At 47.6% G+C, this 16,639-nt stretch carries 14 protein-coding genes; 10 read left to right on the forward strand and 4 right to left on the reverse strand.

Annotated features, from left to right (window positions below; all coding sequences use genetic code 11):
* The first annotated feature begins 5 nt into the window (after positions 1-5).
* The 8 genes from ACFQI7_RS19080 to ACFQI7_RS19115 all read left to right on the forward strand — a co-directional run bounded on the left by ACFQI7_RS19080 (position 6) and on the right by ACFQI7_RS19115 (position 5,398).
* Positions 6-86: an IS3 family transposase gene (locus ACFQI7_RS19080; protein ID WP_377517545.1), complete on the forward strand. Its 81-nt coding sequence runs from the start codon at positions 6-8 to the stop codon at positions 84-86.
* A 158-nt stretch (positions 87-244) separates the two neighbouring features.
* A complete protein-coding gene (locus tag ACFQI7_RS19085; RefSeq protein ID WP_218101306.1) occupies positions 245-694 on the forward strand; it encodes a DinB family protein in 450 nt (149 codons plus the stop codon).
* A gap of 208 nt (positions 695-902) precedes the next feature.
* Positions 903-1,574, forward strand: coding sequence for an LbetaH domain-containing protein (locus ACFQI7_RS19090; protein ID WP_218101307.1), 672 nt, complete (start codon positions 903-905; stop codon positions 1,572-1,574).
* A gap of 161 nt (positions 1,575-1,735) precedes the next feature.
* On the forward strand, positions 1,736-2,443 hold the full coding sequence (locus ACFQI7_RS19095) for a DNA alkylation repair protein (RefSeq protein WP_218101308.1): 708 nt from the start codon (positions 1,736-1,738) through the stop codon (positions 2,441-2,443).
* Between the two features lie 145 nt (positions 2,444-2,588).
* Positions 2,589-3,140, forward strand: a complete 552-nt coding sequence (locus ACFQI7_RS19100) for a cyclase family protein (protein ID WP_218101309.1) — start codon at positions 2,589-2,591, stop codon at positions 3,138-3,140.
* Between the two features lie 172 nt (positions 3,141-3,312).
* The gene (locus ACFQI7_RS19105) at positions 3,313-4,068 is read left to right on the forward strand and encodes a hypothetical protein (protein WP_218101310.1); all 756 of its coding nucleotides are present in this window, start codon (positions 3,313-3,315) and stop codon (positions 4,066-4,068) included.
* Positions 4,065-4,337 (forward strand): hypothetical protein, encoded by a 273-nt coding sequence (locus tag ACFQI7_RS19110; protein ID WP_218101311.1) that lies wholly within the window; start codon positions 4,065-4,067, stop codon positions 4,335-4,337. The genes ACFQI7_RS19105 and ACFQI7_RS19110 overlap by 4 nt, the downstream gene beginning before the upstream one ends.
* A 164-nt stretch (positions 4,338-4,501) precedes the next feature.
* Positions 4,502-5,398 (forward strand): RCC1 domain-containing protein, encoded by an 897-nt coding sequence (locus ACFQI7_RS19115; RefSeq protein WP_218101427.1) that lies wholly within the window; start codon positions 4,502-4,504, stop codon positions 5,396-5,398.
* 570 nt (positions 5,399-5,968) lie between these two features.
* On the opposite strand, the gene ACFQI7_RS19120 is transcribed toward ACFQI7_RS19115, so the two are convergent.
* From ACFQI7_RS19120 to ACFQI7_RS19135, 4 genes are all read right to left on the reverse strand, one after another.
* A complete protein-coding gene (locus ACFQI7_RS19120) occupies positions 5,969-7,525 on the reverse strand; it encodes an ABC-F family ATP-binding cassette domain-containing protein (protein WP_218101312.1) in 1,557 nt (518 codons plus the stop codon).
* Between the two features lie 436 nt (positions 7,526-7,961).
* The gene (locus ACFQI7_RS19125) at positions 7,962-8,840 is read right to left on the reverse strand and encodes a haloalkane dehalogenase (protein WP_218101313.1); all 879 of its coding nucleotides are present in this window, start codon (positions 8,838-8,840) and stop codon (positions 7,962-7,964) included.
* A 126-nt stretch (positions 8,841-8,966) separates the two neighbouring features.
* Positions 8,967-9,554 (reverse strand): TetR/AcrR family transcriptional regulator, encoded by a 588-nt coding sequence (locus ACFQI7_RS19130; RefSeq protein WP_218101314.1) that lies wholly within the window; start codon positions 9,552-9,554, stop codon positions 8,967-8,969.
* A 787-nt stretch (positions 9,555-10,341) separates the two neighbouring features.
* Positions 10,342-11,220 carry an NmrA family NAD(P)-binding protein gene (locus ACFQI7_RS19135; RefSeq protein ID WP_218101315.1) on the reverse strand — a complete coding sequence of 293 codons (879 nt, stop codon included), beginning with the start codon at positions 11,218-11,220 and terminating at the stop codon, positions 10,342-10,344.
* Positions 11,221-11,501: 281 nt separating this feature from the next.
* Between ACFQI7_RS19135 and ACFQI7_RS19140 the strand changes: the two genes are divergently transcribed.
* Both ACFQI7_RS19140 and ACFQI7_RS19145 read left to right on the forward strand, forming a co-directional pair.
* Positions 11,502-12,113: a TetR/AcrR family transcriptional regulator gene (locus ACFQI7_RS19140; protein ID WP_218101316.1), complete on the forward strand. Its 612-nt coding sequence runs from the start codon at positions 11,502-11,504 to the stop codon at positions 12,111-12,113.
* A gap of 278 nt (positions 12,114-12,391) precedes the next feature.
* Positions 12,392-16,357 (forward strand): OmpL47-type beta-barrel domain-containing protein, encoded by a 3,966-nt coding sequence (locus ACFQI7_RS19145; protein ID WP_218101317.1) that lies wholly within the window; start codon positions 12,392-12,394, stop codon positions 16,355-16,357.
* The last annotated feature ends 282 nt before the right edge of the window (positions 16,358-16,639 follow it).

The following is a 16,639-nucleotide window of genomic DNA, read 5'->3' on the forward strand; positions in this document are numbered from 1 at the left end:
CCTATATTTATTTTTACAATCATGAAAGATTACAAGCAAAATTAAACGGCCTCAGTCCGATGGAATTTCGAACCAAGGCCGCATAAGTTTTTTTATTTCTACTGTCTACTTGACGGGGTGCAGTTCATCGACCGGGCGGCCTCATTAATGTTAATGGGCAGAAGAATGGAAGAAGGGATAAAACGCTTTGTTATAGAAAAAGAACACAAGTAATTTTTTAATATTGGTAGAGTGGTGATTCGCATTGAAAACTATCCAAAAGATGTATGAGCATTTAAATTGGGCTAATCAACGTATTTTTGAAACACTGCAAAGTATTGAAGATGACAACCATGAGGTATGGCGTTTATTTTCCCATATCCTTAATGCTGAAAAAATATGGATAACTAGATTATGTGGAAGGGACAGTTCACAACTTCCCATATGGTCGGAGGCCGAGATAGAGATCTGTGCAGAACTTGTTAAACAAAATGAAGAGTGCTTCACAGCTTTTTTTACTAATTTAGCAAATACTGACCTAGATAAAATAATATCCTACACAAATAGTAAAGGAAGAGAGTTTAAGTATTCGGTATGGGATATTTTAACTCATGTAGCATTGCATGGTCAGTATCATCGAGGACAGATTAACTCACGACTTCGAGCAGTTGGTATTGAACCAGTTAATATTGACTTTATTACATTTGTGAGATAAATGTATTCGGGGTAGCCTTGTTCAACTATCGGATACGAGCGCAAAATAATACGTCATGACGAGGCTGCCGAAGGATTGATCGATCGGCGGCCTCGTCCCGGTAACGGGTATAAGTACGTAGTTATTTACACTTTTTTGTTGGTCGGTTTGCGTATTATGTAAGGAATAGCATTGAATTGTAAAAAAACGGGTGTAGAGAGTGATGTAGATGAAGAAATTACACTTTGAAAATTATTTAAATATTGAACATACACAAGCAAAGAATTTGTTTAATACTGCTTATCCCTGGGTGGTGATTCGCGATTTAAAGAACCGATTTCATGAAGTTGTACATGTCTTAGGGAGCGAATACAAAGAAATTGAAAAGGGAATATGGATCCATTTAACTGCGAAAGTCGATAAGACGGTAAATATCGTAGGACCTTGCATTGTTGGTGCAAACGCACATCTAAGACATTGTGCGTACATCAGGGAAAACGTGATTATTGGTAGTGATGTCATTGTGGGCAACTCGTCTGAATTGAAAAATGCAATTTTGTTTGATAAAGTACAAGCGCCGCACTTTAACTACGTTGGTGATTCCATCATGGGATACAAATCACATATTGGAGCAGGCTCTATACTTTCAAATATGAAGTCAAATAAAACGGAAGTGTCAATTAAATTATCCTCAGAAGAAACGATTACTACGGGGTTGAGGAAGTTCGGTGCGATTGTTGGTGATGAAGTTGAAATCGGATGCAATGCTGTGATAAACCCGGGCACTATTATAGGCAGGGGTTCGATGATATATCCTCTAAGTAACCCAAGAGGCGTTATTCCAGAAGGTGTAATTTATAAACAGGATGGTACAAAAGTGCCTATTCGTAAAGAAGATTGAACTAACGCGGAACGATAGCACAACAATAATAACGAAGAAGGAGCTTTTCAATTAATAGAAAAAATGAAACAACAGTTTGGGCAGTGGTACCCTTGAATGGAGTTAGGTATCATATGCTTAAGGAATTTCGGCAAACCTCCAAACGAAGGAAGTGTAAAACGATGAATTTAGAAATGGTTATGCAGGAACTTGAGGCTCTCGGTAAGGAACGACTCAAGAAAATGTACCTATCCAATGGCGCTCGGGAGCCGCTTTTTGGCGTGGCGACAGGGGAAATGAAGCCGATTTTCAAGAAGACCAAGCTCAATCAACCTTTGGCGGACCAGCTTTATGCCACGGGGAACTACGACGCAATGTATTTTGCCGGAATCATTGCTGAGCCGAACTCAATGACTGAGACGGATTATGACCGTTGGATGGATTCGGCATATTTTTATATGCTGTCCGATTTTGTAGTGGCGGTCACTTTGTCGGAAGCGGATATTGCGCAAGACGTTGCCGATAAGTGGATTGTAAGTGGCGAAGATTTGAGAATGTCAGCAGGCTGGAGTTGTTATTGCTGGCTGTTGGGTAGTCGTCCGGATAGCGAATTTTCGGAAAGCAAACTTACCAAGATGCTTGAACAAGTGGAAAATACGATTCACGATGCTCCCGAGCGAACGAAATATTCATTGAATAATTTCATATACACAGTGGCGACTTCCTATTTACCACTCCATGACAAGGCGATCGCAGCCGCGAAGGCAGTATGCCCGGTAGAAGTCAAAAGTGACAAGGGAAAAAGTAAGTTCCTAAACGCTGCCGATAATATTCAAAAGACTGTAGAGAGAGGGAAACTTGGCTTCAAACGCAAGCATGTAAGGTGTTGAACTTCTACTATTGTGCCTCAAGAAAACAGCCTGGACGGCTCTCTAATTACCATCGAAGAAGGGACAGCGTCAGTCACTTGATGACCACCGCTTAAATTCTTCAGCTATCATGAAAGAATGGGCTTGCAGGAAAGGAGGCGCCTGAGTGAGAGTGATCGATTTGTCTTTGCCAATTGCGGACGGCATGCCCGTTTATCCCGGCGATCCGGAGGTAAAAGTCAAGGTAGCGCACACATACGAGTGTCACACCTGGGAGCTGCGGCAGCTTTCGATGGGTAGCCATACCGGAACACACGTGGACGCGCCTTCACACATGCACCCCGGTGCCGCGACATTGGATGAGCTGCCATTGGAGCAATTTTTCGGAGCATCGCGCGTAGTACGGATCGAAGACCCGAATTGGCCGGAAGGCCGGGGTCTGTTTTTCGCCGAATCCGTCGGGCTAGAAAGCTTTGACCGACTCGCTGCGCTGCGGCCACGATTCGTCGGCGGCGAACTGTCAGAAGAACTGGAGCGGGCGTTGTTGGGTATCGGAATTGTGACGTATACGGGGCTGCAGGGTTTGGATCGTCTTCCCGGCGGAACCGACTTTATGTTTTACGGATTTCCTCTTCGCATCGTCTGTGGTGACGGGTCCCCGGTTCGGGCCGTTGCGGTGATGGAGGGTGAACCGGCCGGGCTTGGAATAAACGCATAAAATGTCCTAGCGGAGAACGATAGTGAGGAGCTGCCACAATGACAGCTCCTTCTTTAATGTTTCATTGAACGGGCAGTTATCCGCAATCAATAGAAAGGAAATAGACCAACGTTATTGAACATTATTTGAAACCAAAATTTAGATAATCTCTGAGAACCGGGGGCCGTTCAGGTTGACTAGATACTTTCTATTTCTTTTCAGTATTATTCTTCTTATAATGTCGGGCTGCAACGGCAATAGTACACCTTCCGAGCGATCCCCGACTACCAAAACAACTGCCGATTCAGAGGTACCACCTGTTATCAAAGGAGTGCCTTCATCCTCGACGCCCACCACTGCACAATCAACATCAAATGCGTCTGTTTCTTCAGCCAACCCCACCCTAACGAATCAGTCTGTTCCAAAAAAATCAGAATCCATCATTGGAGATATACTGAAAGATCAGTCGTTCCAAGTCAATTTCGAAAATTTTGGGGAGTCTGAGTTTATATCTACCGAAGAAAAAGTAAATGGTAAGAAACGGCCACATTTTTACTTTAAAAAAGGGGATTCGGTGACGGAGTTAAAGTATGAATATGAATCACCAGAGTCCTTATATTACGTCTCTGCTGTGTCGTTCTGGGATGTAAGTGGTGACGGAAAGAAGGACATTATCGTGATCGCCGACTATACAACAGGATTCGGCTATATGGGTGCAATCCCTGTTTCACAATTAATAATTTTCAAGCAGACAGAATCCGGGTTTATAGAGGATCACTCTATTGAAGACAGGGCACGATCCGGAGTTCCATACCGAATCCTTACGGTCCAAGATGTAATGATCGGCCTGAAAACTGATCTGAAGACAGCATACCTAACGCATGGCAACATTTGCATCTTGGAACTTATAAGTTGGATGGCTCTAGTGAGCTTAGCGGCTCTACGTTGACTATCAAAAAAGCTTCTGGTGATGGCCTCTTATTCAGTCTCGATGCTTTTTATGCAATGAATAAAGAAGCTTTGATGCAAGGGGGAGTCAATATCGGCACCATTGAGTCGGGAAAAGCTACTCCTTCATCTGAGGAAATGATTTTCAGGGATGGAAAGTATGAATTATCGTTCTACATGGTATCCAACACTGATCTTTATGTCCTAGACAATGGCGAGCCGTACTTCGGACATAACGTGTATGTAAATGGAACCTGCAGTCCCAAATGATTTCAACAAGTCCATACAGCCTTCGTCAAGTTACGCTAACCGGTAAATGATAGCTCAATACCTACGCCAAGTGGCCGCCGCGGACGATCGAGTGGCCTTTTCCCCGGTAACGGGCAGAATAGTGGAATATGTAATCAAAAATAGAAGGTGATAAACAAGTGAACATTGAAGGTGATGGGCTCGGACAGGCGGCGTTAAAGGTGAAACGGTGGCCTAAAGATACCATAGCGGCGGGTCGTCGTCATACCGTTGGTCTTACATCGGACGGAACGGTGACGGCTGTGGGTGATAATAAATATGGCCAATGTGATGTAAGCGGCTGGCGTGATATTGTGGCGGTTGCGGCTGGTAATGTTCATATGGCGACGAACACGGGTAATGCTCATACAATCAGTCTTACATCTGACGGAACGGTGGCGGCTGTGGGTTGGAATAAGCATGACCAATGCGATGTAAACGACTGGCGCGATATTGTAGCGGTAGCGGCGGGTTGGCGTCGTACCGTTGGGCTTAAATCGGACGGCACGGTGGTGGCTGTGGGTCGAAATAATGAAGGCCAATGCAATGTAAGCGGCTGGCGTGATATGGTGGCGGTAGCGGCGGGTGACTGGCATACCGTCGGGCTTAAATCGGACGGCACGGTGACGATTGTGGGTAATAATCGGTATGGCCAATGCAATGTAAGCGGCTGGCGCGACATAGTGGCGACAGCGGCGGGTTACCTTCATACCGTCGGCCTTAAATCGGGCGGCACGGTGGTGGCTGTGGGTCGAAATAATGAAGGCCAATGCAATGTAAGCGGCTGGCGCGGTATTGTGGCGATAGCAGCGGGTAGTAATCATACCATCGGCCTTAAATCGGACGGTACTGTGGTGGCTGCGGGTTGGAATGAGTATGGCCAATGCAATATAAGTGGCTGGCGTGATATGGTGGCGGTTGCGGCGGGTTGCGCTCATACCGTCGGTCTTAAATCGGACGGCACGGTGGTTGCTGTGGGTGATAATGAATATGGCCAATGCGATGTAAGCGGCTGGCGCGGCATCCAACTACCCGGCAATTAGTTTTCAATATTAAAAATACATATAATAATGAAAGCCATGCGCCGATGCGTCGGGGACACAGAATTAAAATGGTTATTTGAAGAATTATGATAGCATACCGTTTAAGCGACACCGTTGGGAATAGTATCATTTCGGGGACATTTGGAAAATGGAAGAGTCTTTTCCATTTCTACGACATCGATGGCAACCGTTTTAATGTGTCACATTACTAAAACAGGATAACAGGCTGCCGAAAAAAGGCAGCCTTTGTTCAACTAACGGAGAACGATAGCTCAATCATGATACGATGACGGCCGGCCTAAATGTTCGGCTGCCGCTGTTACGGGGCAGTTTAGGGCGGCGGCGCCTACTGAGCACCATTTTTCCACGCCATTTCCCGGAACGACCCGCGTCAAATCAACGATTCCAGTCTAATTCTTTATTTTCATCGAACACATACATTCTTTATTTTTCTGAACCGAAACAACCTGAGAGTCAAGGATTGAAAAATTGCAGCAAATTCTTAATGAAAAGGGAAAAAATGATTATAGTGCCGGCCATCACGCCGACACCCCACCTCGTTCCCATTTCCTAAAACACCTTCGTCGTCCACGATTCGCAATTCCACGTATCCGTCACGACGTCCCGGTAAAATTCCGGTTCGTGTGAGATCAGCAGAATGCTGCCCTTGTACGCCTTCAGCGCGCGCTTCAGCTCATCCTTCGCGTCCACGTCCAGGTGGTTCGTCGGCTCGTCGAGCACGAGCAGGTTCGTTTCGCGGTTGATCAGCTTGCACAGCCGCACCTTCGCCTTCTCGCCGCCGCTCAGCACCGCGACCTTGCTCTCAATGTGCTTCGTCGTCAGTCCGCATTTCGCGAGTGCCGCGCGCACTTCGAACTGAGTGAACGAAGGGAACTCCTCCCACACTTCCTCAATACACGTATTGTAGTTCGCTCCCTTCACTTCCTGCTCGAAATAGCCGATGTGCAAATATTCGCCGCGCTGGACCGAACCCGACAGCGCCGGGATCTCGCCGAGGATGCTGCGCAGCAGCGTCGTTTTCCCGATGCCGTTCGCGCCGACGAGCGCCAGCTTCTGCCCGCGCTCCATGCGCAGGTTGAGTGGCCGCGACAGCGGGCTGTCGTAACCGATCACGAGCTCTGAGGTTTCAAAAATCAGTTTGCCCGACGCCCGCGCTTCCTTGAAGTTGAACTGTGGCTTCGGCTTATCCTTCGCCAGCTCGATCACTTCCATCTTGTCGAGCTTCTTCTGACGCGACATCGCCATATTCCGCGTGGCCACACTCGCCTTATTGCGCGCCACGAAATCCTTCAGGTCGGCGATTTCCTGCTGCTGGCGCTTGTAGGCGGACTCCTGCTGCTGCTTTTTCATCTCATAGACCTGCTGGAAATGGTCGTAGTCGCCGACGTAGCGGGCCAGCTCCTGATTTTCCATGTGGTAGATGAGGTTGATGACGCTGTTCAGGAACGGAATATCGTGAGAGATCAGAATAAACGCATTTTCGTATTCCTGCAGGTAACGCTTCAGCCAGTCGATATGCTGCTCGTCGAGGTAGTTGGTCGGCTCGTCCAGCAGCAAAATGTCCGGCTTCTCGAGTAATAGCTTGGCCAACAGCACCTTCGTCCGCTGTCCGCCGCTCAGGTCGTTAACATCCTTATCCAGGCCTATGTCGGTCAAGCCTAAACCGCGTGCGGTTTCTTCGATTTTGGCGTCGATCATATAGAAATCCTGATTCGTCAGCGTATCCTGAATCGTGCCGACGTCCTCGAGCAGCTGCTCCAGCTCCTCAGGTGACACCTCGCCCATCTTGGCGTACATGTCGTTCATCTCCTGCTCCATATCGAACAGGTACTGAAACGCGCCCTTCAGCACGTCGCGGATCGTCATCCCCTTATTCAGCACGGCATGCTGATCAAGGTAGCCGACGCGCATCCGCTTGGACCATTCGATCTTGCCTTCATCCGGCTGCAGCTTGCCCGTAATAATATTCATGAAGGTGGACTTGCCTTCACCGTTCGCGCCGATCAGCCCGATATGCTCCCCCTTGAGCAGCCGAAAGGACACATCGTTAAAAATTGCCCGGTCCCCAAACCCGTGACTTAACCGTTCTACATTTAATATGCTCATCAATGACACCTTTTCTTCCTAGTCTATTTATCAGCTTCTATTATAAATGCGAACGGGGCCGGAACTCAATCCGCCGAAGCCTGCCAGACTTTGGATTTTTGCCGATACGTGTTATCCTTTTCATATATTCACTTATGGAAAAAGGCGACGTCAACCATGGCCAGACCAACGGTGTTTAACATTATCAGAGGGCGCGGCTTCCGCGCCCAATTTTATTTGCACATCGCGCAGGTCTGCCGGATAGTTCGAATTATAATCGAATTAGCCCCAGACCGCTCTTGTCAGATGGCAAAAACATATAGCCCATAATAAAACAGGGAGCAGACCACCGATAGCACCGTTCCCTGTTTTGATGGCAGTCAGCTAGAGCAATCGAATGTCATTAGAAGCAATCTGCCATTCCAATTTTAACCCATCCCTATAAGGTCCTTAACGACTATGTTAAATCCTTTAACCAGGCAGCAAGTGCCTTGCCAATTTCATGAGGCGAATCTTCCTGGGGATAATGAAGTCCACGTACGGTGATCTCCGTTTGTATTGGCCAGGTACGGCAGAACTCTACATGAGATGTCGGCATAGTGCCCGGATCACAGTTGATGAAGAGTTTCGGGACCGAGCTCTGTGCCAACCACTCCCCGTATGTGGTAACAATGTGCGTCACATCAGCCGGGTCTCCATCAAACGGAAGTTGTCGTGGCCAGGTTAACGTGGGACGGCGTCCTTCGCCAGGCAGCGAAAATGGCCGACGATACTCAGTTATCTCTTCCTCCGTCAACTTACGCAGAATACCGATTGGAAGGTTAGTCTCGATGAAAGAGTTGTGTTCTAACACCATTTGTTCACCTTCCTCGGATCGTAATGCCTGAAAAATTTTCCGTCCCCGTTCCGGAATCTCGCTCCAACTACGAGGTTTTATGATTCCCTCCATGTAGGTGATTCCTTTAACGGCCCCCGGATGGCGGTACGCCCAATCAAATCCAAGGGCCGACCCCCAATCGTGTACCACAAAAGTAACCCGCTTGCGAACATCAAGTTGATCCAAAAGGGCATCGAGATAGCGACGATTCTCTACAAAGGTGTAAGAGTCGGGGCCACTGTGAGGAATTTTCTCGGAATCACCCATACCTATGAGGTCAGGAGCAATGCAACGACCGAAATCTTGAGCATAAGGAAGAATTTTACGCCAGAGATAAGAGGAAGTAGGGTTGCCGTGTAGGAAGACAATCGGATCGCCACTTCCTTCGTCTACGTAGGCCATCTCTAAACCAAGCACTCGTTTGCGCTTTTTTTCGTAGGGAAAAGACGGTTTAACCATTCAGAATCTCACCTTTCATTTGATAGATTGTTATATGTAAATGCTCGCGTTAATGAAAGCAAGCACATACTTTCATTAATATTATAAGAAAAGCCCCCTTCGGAGCTGTTCTAGAAAAACCAATAACTAAGGGCTGAGTGCCTTAGTAAATATACTTACGCTTTCTTCAATAAATTCGTCCAGCGTACCTTCCGAAACCGCTTCTTTGGCATTTAATGTACTGATGAAAGCCCCGTAATTCATCCACATAAACGATAATGCTTGGATTTCAGGATTTGAGGACACCACTTTGCCTTCTGATGACATTGTAGTTAGATAATTCACGAGCAAACTTTTCAAGTGCTTCGGGTTGCGCGAAGCCTCTTGTAGAACAGAGTCAGGTAGAGTACTGCTCCCTTTAAGCGCAACTGAAATTAGTTTTCTGTTTCGGTTCATAATGTTATGATACGTTCGACTCACTGTGAGCAGATCCTCATGCAGATGTCCTTTGAGACCCTCGTTAAAAAGCCTAGTCATCTCATCGCCATAATGGAACCGGCTGAAGGCGGCCTCAAGCAGTTTTTCTTTCGTTCGAAAACGCCGAAATAAAGTGACTTCGTTCACACCGGCAGCTAACGCGATTTCTTTGGTCGTTGTGCCGTCGTATCCTTTTTCTGCCATGAGGTCGATAGTTGCAAGCAATATTTTTTCGCTAGTAGTTGGATTAGCAGTCATGAGCTTGCCCCTTAATGTAAGTACTTGCTTTCAATTTACTATAGATTACGTGTAATTAAATGTCAATACAGAGGAGTTTGACCGCTGTTGCCCAAAATTTCGGCTTGCCTCATTATCACGCTAAAGAAGTACGATAGTTCAATACCATAACGGCTGCCGCGGGGCAGCCGTCATTGCGCTATAGTGCAGATTAAAGCAAAGAGCGATCTAGTTTTCTTTTTTGTTATGCGATGTCATTCCGCAATGACCCTGTTTAATAAGTCGCGCAAATTGATTCAACATCCATTACAGAAAAAAAGGAATACGGCGGGACTTAAGATATGGTACCGCCGTCATAAGATATAGTAAACTGTTTTCTCCAAAAAATATAAAGGAGCACGATGATGATGGTCAATTGACCGGGAGAGGGAGAATATAAAAATACATAATGCTCGGATGATAGACAACCAGCAACTGAGAGACAAGGACTCTGGCGACCTTTATTAAGCAAACGGGATACGATAGTTCAACACTAATACGGCTGCCGCAGGGTAGACGTTATTTAATAAAAAAATTACACGGAATAATTATGAAAAGCAAAGGGAGAATAGTTCCATAATATATAAAGCTGGCCTCCTAGATATTTTGGGGGTCCGCTTTAATTTCTTTTATTTAACATTACAGACATCGTATAAAGAGCAGTGTTGCAAAGAAGAATGCGAGAGGTTCCAATCGGATCGTTGCATTCCCGTATCCGAAAAGCCGTTCCGCACCCATTGAGAACGAATGCCTGCTCCATCGGTGGCGCTTACGCTAGAACGGCTGGCTTGAGCACTTCTTCGCACCATTGGCGGAAGCTGGTGGGGGTGGTGGACTCGGGGGTACGCGGATCGACGTTGTAGATGCCCCGGTCGACCGCGGCCGCCATGTTGATCAGCCCCTGCGCCCATGCTTCGGTCATCCCATGCTGTATTAACGTAGCCTTGTAGACTTCGCCGGGGACCTGCTGGAAACGAATCGGCCTCTCGAGCACCTCGGACATGATCTGTGCCATGTCGTTGAAGGACAGGTCCTCGGGTCCACGTACCGGGATGCAGTCTTGTCCGCTCCAGGAGTGATTGAGCAGCAGATTGGCGGCGAGGGCGGCGATATCGTGGGTAGCACAGTGTGGAACCTTGCGATCCCCGGACATCGGATAGAAGAACATCCCCTGGCGTTTGATCGGTTCGACCTGCCAGAGCATATTCTCCATGAACCCCGGCATGCACAGCGAGCGGTAAAACACACCCGTGCTCTCGATAAGATCGTCCATGGCGAATATTGCTGAGATCTGTCCGGCGTTCTTGGCGAACCCGCGGCCCAGGCTCGAAACACCGATCACGCGCTTAACGCCCTGACTATTGATAGCTTCGCACACCGGCCGGACGAAGCCCAGAATGTGGCCCTGGATGCTCTTGGATTGGGGGTAAGGGGGGACTAGCCAAAACACGGAGTCAGCGCCTGCGAATGCCTTGGTGACGACATCGATATCGTCATGTGACCCCTTCACGACCTCAACGCGCTCGTGCACGCGAGGGGAAAGACGTGAGGGATCGCGCGCGATCACGCGGATTGCCTCTGCGCTATCAAGGACAAGGTCGAGGACCTGGCGGCCGATCTGGCCGGTGGGAGTGGTGATAACAATCATGAGAATCAATCATCCTTTCTTGTGGTTTGCCGGACTTAAATGACTGGTTCGAGAGACCGACACAGAAATAATACAGTGTTGTTTAAACATCAATTTCGTGTAAACTTATACTGTATTATGAATGATAAACAGTTTGAGCGATCCGAGCAATCAGCAGAGGGGCATGATCGTTGTATAGACAACATCAGCGCGTTTTTGTTGTCTTTGAGCCGCAAATCTCTCTTTGGTTCATGTTTGTTGCGGAATCCTGAATATTCCTAAGTTGAGGAGCGAGGTAGAGCATGCCGGTAAACCAAAACGATCCCCGTGTTAAACGCACGCGACAGTTATTGCTACAATCCTTTATGGAACTTCTCGAGCAAAAGAAAAATATTTACTCCATTTCCGTGCAAGACATTACCGATCGCGCGACGGTTAATCGAGCCACATTTTACGCACACTTCGAAGATAAATATGCTTTTCTTGAGTGTTGGATGAGGGGAAAATTCCAAAGGAAATTGGAATTGGAATTACCCAGCTCTTCAATATCGAATATGAGTAGCTTGCGAACCTTAATTCAAATCGTATTTGATTTTCTTGCCCGTACCAGACAATATATGATTCGGACTCCAGAGAACAGTCGGTATGAACCGTTGTTTGAAAGCGCAATTCATAAAGAACTTTATCAACTTTTGTTTACATGGTTGAGCGTAGAAGCGAGAACGCCTGTTTCAAAAAAAGTAGTGGAACCCACGGCCCTCGTCATAAGTTGGGGCATACTGGGGACAGCCATTCACTGGAGTCGAAACCCTCAAAATCGCTCGGCCGATGCGATGGTTCGAGAAGTGTTGGTGGTAGTGGCTGCGGGTTTGGCTCCCGTTTTGGAAGAGCCTCAGAAGGATATTCCATTGTAATGAACTTAAAGCGAAATTAATAAACCGGTTGAACTAAGGGGAGAACGATAGCTCAATCATGACATGATGGCAGCCGGCCAAATGTTCGGCTGCCGCCGTTGCGCTAACAGGAAGTTTAGTTCAACAACATCTAAAAATAAATAAAGAAATGTCCGATATCCTCACATTCACAGTACAAATGCTTATTCCTAGAGAAATCAGATGTCTCGTATAATGTAAGCGTTTCAACGATTTTCGTGCATGATTAAAATATTCTAAGTAAGGAAAGGGTGAAGGATATGCTAACTTTATCGCCGCTTCGTCGATTGGTGGCAAGCGTACTGGCCATTATTGTTATGTTTGGTGCGACTTTTCCACTTCGGATTGCGCCAGCGTTTGCGGAAGCGGCTCCACGGCTGGACAACTATTTCAAAGTCAGTTCAGGCAAGGATCAAGGCAAGAAAATGCCGCTTTACGACGCTACCATCGAGAAATACAACGGATACTACTATGTAGCCGGTACTGGGACAGCCGGGAATTTCTACAGGTCTCCGGATTTGATTCATTGGGAGGGGCCGATACGGTTTATTTCAACCGACCCGGCAACGCTTCCGCCGTACGCGCCAAACGATCCGACATTGGCGAGATATGGAGCATCGGACTTTTTCTACCACAACGGAGTCATGTTTTACGGCTTTAACAGTACGAATCTGCTGCACGGCAATCCTTCAACCATGTCCACCGCTGCGCCAATGTTTGAGCACAGCTTCTGGAATCAGCCATATGACAGCGGCATTGACCCTCAATTTTTTATTTCGGCCAATGGAGATTTGGTTTATCTTCGTAAGGTGAATCCCGACGAGAACGATCCGAATACCGGGATGCCTATGCGAGGACGCGCCGGTGCCTGGCTATGGAAAGTAAACTCTTTCTTCGATGAGCTTGGCAATCCCTCCAGGGGAAAGGCGAAGGAGATGATGTATTCACAGCCAGGTCATTGGGGCAACTTGAACCACCTTAATTTCGAAGGCCCTGAGCTTGCCTACCACAATGGGCAGTATTATATGCTTTACGCATCCAACCAAATGGATCCGAGGACAGGTCTGTACGAAACAGGCGTGGCCCAGGCTTCAACGTACGACGGCTTCGACAATAGCAAGAAATATCCGGGCAAACTGCTCGCACGCAACATTGAAAGCTTGTTGCTCAATTACAAGGTGATCCTGCCTACCTCAGAGCATGGTGCGCAGACTTACAAGTTCACGTATACGGACCCTGACCAAGGCTGGGAGAGTATAAGTTACCCGGCAACCGGATGGAACAGCGGGGATGGAGGATTTGGATGGCCTCAGTATATTGTGCCGCCTGCAAAGGTGCCAAGTATATACACGGTTTGGGGCTCGCCGACCAGTCCCGATACCTTATGGGCGCGACGTACGTTTACATTAAACGAGGTTCCCGGCAAAGCAGTGCTTCGGCATCGTCTGGAGGGATATGGCAGCATATACATTAATGGACAGGAGGTTGTCAAGCAGAATGGGGCGCAGCCAGCCTACAAAATGGTGGAGGTGCCGGCCGGATTGCTCAAGCCAGGACAAAATGTAATTGCGGCAAAAGTCAGCCATCAGGGCCCGGTTGAGCTCGACAACTACCATTTGGACTTCGGTTTATACGATACGAATGGCTTAGCCATAGAGCCCGATATTGTTGGGCCATCACAGCCTAATATTGTGAAAGGTCCCAATGGCTTCGAGACTTGGATCATGTACAAGGCTTTCTGGGACGGCGTGAATGGCCAAGGAAAAGACAGGGTTGAGTTTTGGGGAGATGAAATGGTCGTCGATGGGCCGTCTTCCGGGAAGTCGGAGGAAATGAAGTTCGATGCGTGGACACCTTCATTCCAGGACCGATTTGAAGCTTCGACGTCGAGTCTAGCGAACTATACTGTCCCTACGGAAGGTGTGAGCATGAAGGACGGCAGGCTGGCGATGGACGGGACGAACGGCCCCAAACAGCTGTTGTTAAGCGGTAAAGAGCTGGAAAACTATTTCATGGAGATCAATATTCGGTTCGATAGCGGTGAACGGGGTCAAGCCGGAGCGGTGGTATGGTACCGCGATGAGAATAACCAGGTGAAGCTGCTGATTGACCGCGAACAAAGAAAATACCGCATGGTATATAAGCTAAATGGACAAGAGTCGATTCAAGAGGCTGTATTGCCGTCTACCTTTCGGTTTCGGCATGAGGATCCCCGGGCGGCCGGATATGAGGAGCAGTATCACACCCTGATCGTGTATAAGAACGGTTCCAAGCTTTTCGCAGAGCTTGATCATTACAAGCTGAACAATGATCAGCCGGTACTTGAGCTGCCTTCAATTGCATCGCCAGGTCAGCTAGGCTATGCATGCGAAGGTGCTGCTTGCAGTATGGACAATGTTACAGTTACATCGGGATGGAACGAATACGGCACCTTATTCGAAGGCTGGTCCGATAAGTGGCAAAAAGATAAGAGAGGCCTTACCTCTCCGTCCATAGGGGAAGCAATAACGGTGAAAGGAGACCCCACCCGAGAACACGAATTTTCCGTAAACATCCATACGGGTTCGCTTCCTGACACCGGTAAAGCAGGCATTATACTTGCCTATGTCGATCCGCAAAATTATATGATGGCGTATACGAATTATGAGAACAAGCAATTCGAAATCGTTAAGGTGGAAAATGGAAAAAGGGAGTTGCTGCAGTCCGTCTCAACTTCCAGAGATACAATTTACGGTCATGTCAACCCCGAGCCTAATGGGCAGACCGAGTATATTTACCGATTGAGAGGACCTGCCGAAGTATCGCAGGCGAGGGTGCTTTGGACGTACGGCGAATTTAAGTACTTGAATAAATCATTTCTGCTGCCCAACCAGGCATCGCCAAACTTTGGCTTTGATCGATGGGACGCAGGTAAGCAGTCGTGGAACGCCATTCCCTTCCAGTACACTTTTAACGGTAGGGGCGTTTATCACGATGCAAGCTTCACGACAAGCGTAAAGACAGATCAACTCCGCATGCGGGTTCCTGCTCAGATCAATCGTCCATTTTCCTTCGCGATCCACGAGGACATTAGCTCTCAAAATTTTTACAAGACCGTTCGTAAGGATGGCCGAATCTATGTATGGATAAACCACAAACTGGTGTTCAACGTGGAGGATCCCTTCCTTCATGAAAAAGCCAAAACGGGACTTTATACCGATGGAGTCTCAGCCTCTTACAATGCTGTAACGGCCTTTGATATAAGCGACACCAGACCGCCGCATACAGAAGCTGAAGCAAACGGACAGAAAGGCGATAACGGATGGTACAACTCCGATGTCACTATAACGCTATCAAGCAGCGGGGTTGCTTCCGGGACGTCTGGCACGTACTACAGCCTGGATGGAGGAGCTTCATGGACTTTATATAGCCAGCCTATTGCTGTAACGACGGAGGGCGTAACTTCGTTTCACTACTATTCTGTCGATGAGCTCGGCAATCAAGAGCCGGTAAGGTCCATGAGCATTGCTATTGATAAAACAGCTCCAACCATTGCATCCATCCCTGATCGTCCGGCAAATAGTCGAGGGTGGTACAACGACTCCGTGACATTCCGATTCACTTGTGAAGATGCCATTTCCGGAATCGAGAAGTGTCCGGATCCTACCACGATTTCCGAAGAAGGAAACGGATTGTCCGTCACAGGGTCCGTATATGACTTAGTCGGGAATCAAGGCACAGTCGTTGTACCTTTCATCCGTATCGATAAGACTGTGCCACAAATTAACTACTCGGTTACGGGAGCCGTTTACGGCAAGTATTTAATCAACCAGCAAGTAAATGTGGTCTGTCAAGCGGTTGACAGCTTGTCCGGACTGGCGAGCTCGACTTGTCTTCCGGTTTCAGCCCCAGCCTATGAGCTTGGCTTGGGTGATCATACCTTTGCAGCGACGGCCGTTGACTTGGCGGGTAATGTCGGACAAGGACAAGTGACCATACGTATTGAGGCAGATTATGAGTCGCTGGGCGGCTTGACGGAAAAGCTGGTAACGGAGAGAGGCATCGCCAATTCTCTTCAAGTTAAGCTGAGAGCCGCACAGATGAGCCGGGAGAAAGAGAATAAACAAGCGGCAATTCATCAGCTTCAAGCTTATACCCATGGGGTTGAAGCGCAAACCGGCAAGTCGATCAGCGCTGCGGATGCCAAGCTGCTCATTGCATGCGCTAAAGAATTAATCTTGAAATAAGAGAACGCTTCTAGGTCTGATATGCTCCCCTTTAAGTAGACAGGTTCAATAATTAAACCGCTACTCGAAGGGGAGCTTTCTTTGTCTAAAAAAGTGGTAATCGCCCAAAGGCACAACATCAGCGTCAATACCTTAGTGAAATGGCGACACCGGTAAGAGGACTTATTTTTTTATGCTCCATAAAAGCACAAATATATTGTGTAACAATATATAAATACCGAGTGACCATAAGGGTTGTGAATATGTCCTAAATTTAAGAATTTTATATCATTAAACATTGTT

The sequence above is a fragment of the Paenibacillus allorhizosphaerae genome (assembly GCF_042659105.1).
Taxonomy (GTDB): domain Bacteria; phylum Bacillota; class Bacilli; order Paenibacillales; family NBRC-103111; genus Paenibacillus_G; species Paenibacillus_G allorhizosphaerae.

Excerpts from the sequence above, each read along its gene's own strand:
- ACFQI7_RS19090 (WP_218101307.1), top strand. The coding sequence starts at position 903 with ATGAAGAAATTACACTTTGAAAATTATTTAAATATTGAACATACACAA.
- ACFQI7_RS19135 (WP_218101315.1), bottom strand. The coding sequence starts at position 11,220 with ATGATTGTTATCACCACTCCCACCGGCCAGATCGGCCGCCAGGTCCTC.
- ACFQI7_RS19130 (WP_218101314.1), bottom strand. The coding sequence starts at position 9,554 with ATGACTGCTAATCCAACTACTAGCGAAAAAATATTGCTTGCAACTATC.
- ACFQI7_RS19145 (WP_218101317.1), top strand. The coding sequence starts at position 12,392 with ATGCTAACTTTATCGCCGCTTCGTCGATTGGTGGCAAGCGTACTGGCC.
- ACFQI7_RS19120 (WP_218101312.1), bottom strand. The coding sequence starts at position 7,525 with ATGAGCATATTAAATGTAGAACGGTTAAGTCACGGGTTTGGGGACCGG.
- ACFQI7_RS19095 (WP_218101308.1), top strand. The coding sequence starts at position 1,736 with ATGAATTTAGAAATGGTTATGCAGGAACTTGAGGCTCTCGGTAAGGAA.
- ACFQI7_RS19125 (WP_218101313.1), bottom strand. The coding sequence starts at position 8,840 with ATGGTTAAACCGTCTTTTCCCTACGAAAAAAAGCGCAAACGAGTGCTT.
- ACFQI7_RS19140 (WP_218101316.1), top strand. The coding sequence starts at position 11,502 with ATGCCGGTAAACCAAAACGATCCCCGTGTTAAACGCACGCGACAGTTA.